This window comes from Polyangium spumosum (assembly GCF_009649845.1).
GTDB lineage: Bacteria > Myxococcota_A > Polyangia > Polyangiales > Polyangiaceae > Polyangium > Polyangium spumosum.
Genome location: NZ_WJIE01000049.1, coordinates 1 through 3,918 on the forward strand (window position 1 = coordinate 1; position 3,918 = coordinate 3,918).

3 protein-coding genes are annotated in these 3,918 nt (G+C 64.2%); 2 read left to right on the forward strand and 1 reads right to left on the reverse strand.

Going from position 1 to position 3,918, the window contains the following annotated elements:
- Positions 1 to 47: 47 nt before the first annotated feature.
- Positions 48 to 893, reverse strand: coding sequence for a tyrosine-type recombinase/integrase (locus GF068_RS43140; RefSeq protein ID WP_153825413.1), 846 nt, complete (start codon positions 891 to 893; stop codon positions 48 to 50).
- Positions 894 to 2,146: 1,253 nt separating this feature from the next.
- On the opposite strand from GF068_RS43140, the gene GF068_RS43145 reads away from it, so the two are divergent.
- On the forward strand, positions 2,147 to 2,434 hold the full coding sequence (locus GF068_RS43145; RefSeq protein WP_153825414.1) for a hypothetical protein: 288 nt from the start codon (positions 2,147 to 2,149) through the stop codon (positions 2,432 to 2,434).
- A 706-nt stretch (positions 2,435 to 3,140) separates the two neighbouring features.
- Positions 3,141 to 3,809, forward strand: a complete 669-nt coding sequence (locus tag GF068_RS43150) for a hypothetical protein (RefSeq protein ID WP_153825415.1) — start codon at positions 3,141 to 3,143, stop codon at positions 3,807 to 3,809.
- The last annotated feature ends 109 nt before the right edge of the window (positions 3,810 to 3,918 follow it).

Below are 3,918 nucleotides of genomic sequence, written 5' to 3' on the forward strand. Positions count from 1 at the left end.
CGCTCGCTGTCTCAGCGACACTGAATAACCCGACGCGATGGCGCCCATCACGCGACACGCACGGAGTGCTGCACGCGCTGCGAGCGAGCGCGCGCACGGCACCGCAGGGGAGCTCGCGCGGGGACACCCTCGCGCACGTTGAGGAAGCCGCCCACCGCCTCACCGTTCTCCCATCGCAGGTGCACGTCCTTGCAGCGGAGCGCGCGGACCTCGTTGGGGCGAAGCCCGGCGTCCGACATCAGGGTGAAGGTCGGTCGATGGGTCTCGCGTGCGTCGTCGAGGATCTTCTGGACCTGATCGTCCGAGGGGATCTCGAGGATGCTCTGCCCGATGGGCTTGAGCTTCGGCAGGTTCGCCGGTCGATCCTCCACGTACCCGCGGCTCTTGGCGAACCGGAGCACGGACCGGAGGACGATCTGCGTGTTGTTGCGCGTCGAGTGGGTCAACTTCCGCCGGGACAGGTCGAGGTCGAGATCCGCCGCGGCCTTCCCATCGACCTTGTGGAGGGGCAACTTGCCGAACCTCGGGAGCAAGGTGCTTCGGAGGACCGACTCGTAGCCCCTCCGGCTCGTGACCTTCAGCTCGGCCACCATGAAGGTCTCGCGGTACTCGGCGACGAGCTCCGCGAAGCTCTTCGTGGCCTTCGCCCCAGCATCGGAGCCGGACGGAGTACCAGCACCGGCAGCGACACCGTTCGCCGACGCCGCCGGCTCATGCGGCTCGCCGTACTGCGCGATGTTGAGCAGGTACCGCTTCTCCTCCGCGCGGGCCGCGGTCCAGGTCTGGACCTCGGCGTCTTTGCGGAAGCGGGCCCGGCTGCCGTCCCGTTTCTTGTACTGGATGTCAATCAACAGACGGGTTTCCCCGTATCGTTCTACTTTGCGGACTGCCATGGTCAGATTCCTTTCCGACCATCCCAGCCACTTTTGCGAGGCTGGGAGTCTAGCATGAGCCGCGCGCTGACGGGTCCGCACCACGCCTCCGAGAACTTCACGCGCCAGATCCGGCCGAACTTGCGTGCTCGCACTCCGTCGATGCTCGCCTCCGTGGCGCCGTCGGAGGCGCGTGTGGCGCGACGCTCGAGCGCCTTCCGGAGGGCGGCGGCGTTCATCCCGAGGAACGCCGCGGCACGTTCCAGGGGGACCCATCGTGGGGAGGGGCGTTCGTTGCTGCCTTGATGACCAGACATGGCGGATTTCTCCTTTCGTCCCGAGTTGCTCCTTCGTTCCTCGTGGCGGCAGGTCGGGGATCGAGCTCGGGAGAGCGACCCCTCGGACCTTCTGCGTCACGATGTCTTGTTGAACCTAGCAATGGGACGTCTTGTCGCCAGGAAAATTTGCAATCGGGCCCTGAACTCCTACCGCCGACTTACCCAGGCGTCGATTGATGGCCGAGACAAACAACAAAAAGCCACTGCAAGAGTGGGCTTTGGCATTCTCACCTCCTTGTTTCGCAGGACCAAGAACGAGAAGAGCCGCTCGGCATAACCACTTTTCCGTCGATCCGCCCCCCGGGACCGCTTCGAGTGCGCCCCCGAGCCTCCTCGCGCACCTTCCACGCCCTCCCCCCGAGGTCCGCGACCCTGCCTCTTTTGGCCAGTTCCCTGCCCGTCGTGGCCCAGCGCAAAGGCCGTGCCGCTCGCGCGTCAGCCCAGACAAACAACCAAAAGCCACGTGAAAAGTGGAAGACTCGCCGATCACCCCCTGGATTCGCCGGCCCAACTTCGAGAAGAGCCGCTCGAGGTAACCACTTTTTGGTTTTTTCGGGTTCTCGGCGCCACGTCCTCCACCCGTAACCCTGCGAAAACACGTCGGGCGCCCCCTCGGAGACACGCTCGACGTCGACCCGCCACAGGTTCCAGGTGGACCCCCCCGCAAAATACAAGCGGCTTTTCCACTGGCGCCGAGTGGCTCCTCGGCGGCTTTGTAGCGGCTTTTTTGCGAAATCGAGGTCCTCGAGCGGGCGGTTGCAGCGACAGCGGAGCGGCGACTACTCTTGGGAACGTCCCGACCGCGGGGGCGTCGATGGGCGGGAAGGGGAACCCGACGATGTCGGCCCGACTGTCCGTTTCGTCGACGGAGCCGGGGGCACCGAGGGTGACGAACGTCCGGGCGCCTGACTCCGAGCTCTCGATGCCGGGGCGGCCATGCTCGGCGGGGGCTCGGCGCGTTTCTTCGACGTCGGAGCCGACGGCGTCCGTGAACGGGGGGCGATGCTTGGCGGGGGCTCGGCGCGCTTCTTCGAGGTCGGAGCCGACGGGGCCCGTGAACGAGGAGCGATGCTCGGCGGGGGCTTCTTCTTTGCCGCCTTTTTCCCGGCGTTCGACGCTTTCCGAGCGCGCCAGAACTCCTCCAGCGCCCTTCGCACAACGTCGTTCACGAACCGGCTGAGAGCCATCTTCTTCTTCTCGGAGACCGTCAAGGCATCGTCGTAGACGTCGACATCGAACCAGATCGTCGTCCGCACGGTTTCGCGCCCATCCCTACGCTTCTCGGCGCGCTTTTGCACCTCGCGACGCATAACCACCACTCCCCTGCGATCGTACCGACACGCTAGGCCGACAGCATAGGGCGCGTCAAGAGGTCGACGGAGCCGCGGAATTCTGTCCACGGTGGACATGGGTTTGCGCGGGTTCGTCCCGCCGGACCACAAAAGGCCGCGTTCACTGCGGTCTGCTGCACGAGGGCCGGCTCGTTGCGTCTCAAAGTGCCGCGGAACACGCTGGCGTGAGAACTTTGACTGTTTTACCGCGCACAAGACATCGATGCAATTCCGAGGACCGGCTTGGTGCCAGGATAAACCCGGAAACAGCACCGAAGCAGCCTCGAGCTGCCAGCAGGCGGGAGGCGAGGGTGGGCCCAAATCTCATGATTTCGGAAGGGGGGTCAAAAATTTCGACAAACCTGACCTGAACATTTCCCAGGGGAAGTTGCGATGTGGGCCGTGAGAGGCGGGCTCTCGAGCCCCTCGAGTGAGCGCCCGGAGGGGCCGCGAATTTGCAACAGGGGTGCGCCAGCAAGTCGAACAGTTTCGAACAGTTAGCATCGAGTGCGGAAATTTCTGACGTCACGACGTCAGGCCATTTCTTCTTTGGCACCATTGCACGATTCGCGATTCCGATACACACATTGAAGAACGCCATGAAGAAGAAAGAGCCGGACGACGAGCTCGACGGGACCCCTCCGTCCGCCGAGCAGGAAACCGATGACTATGGAGGACATCCTCTGTTTCCTCGACCGGAAACCGAGAGCGGTCCCGACCGCCGCCGCTTCGACATCATCCAGTTGCACCGCTGGTACGGCCCCAAGAACGAGTACTACGAGCGCTGTCCGCGCGACTTCCTGGGCTCCGAGCTGCGGAGCTTGGAGCAGATCGTCGAGATGTTCGGCGGTCAGTGTACCTATCAGGCCATCGCGAAGTGCAGCAGTACGCATCGCTACCAGGCGCACTCCGAGAAGTGGTACGTCGACGGTCCGGCACGAAAGCCATTTTACGAGGAAGCTCGGCGTACGCCGCCTTCCCAGCCGGATCCCAATGCTCCATACGGGCAGGGGCCCTGGGGGCAACCGCCCGGCGCGCCGCCGTGGGGGCCGCACGCGGGCCCGTATCCCGGATATCCGCCGCATTACTACCCGCCTCCGCCTGCGCCTCCGCCCCAGCAGCAGACCATGGACATCCTCGGGTTGATGCAACTCTTGCTCGATCGGGACGCGAGGACTCGAGCAGCTGAAGTTCAGGCCCGAGCGCAAGTCGAGGTTGCTCAGCTCCAGTATCAGCAGTCGCTGCTGAAGTGTACTGGTTCCCCGTGAACAGGACTGCGGCCTCGGTATAGTAAAGTAAAACCACTCCAAGGCAAGTTATAAGCGCTGGAGGCGCGAGGCCCATCGCACCACGATGGGTGCCACCGTGCTCGCGTTG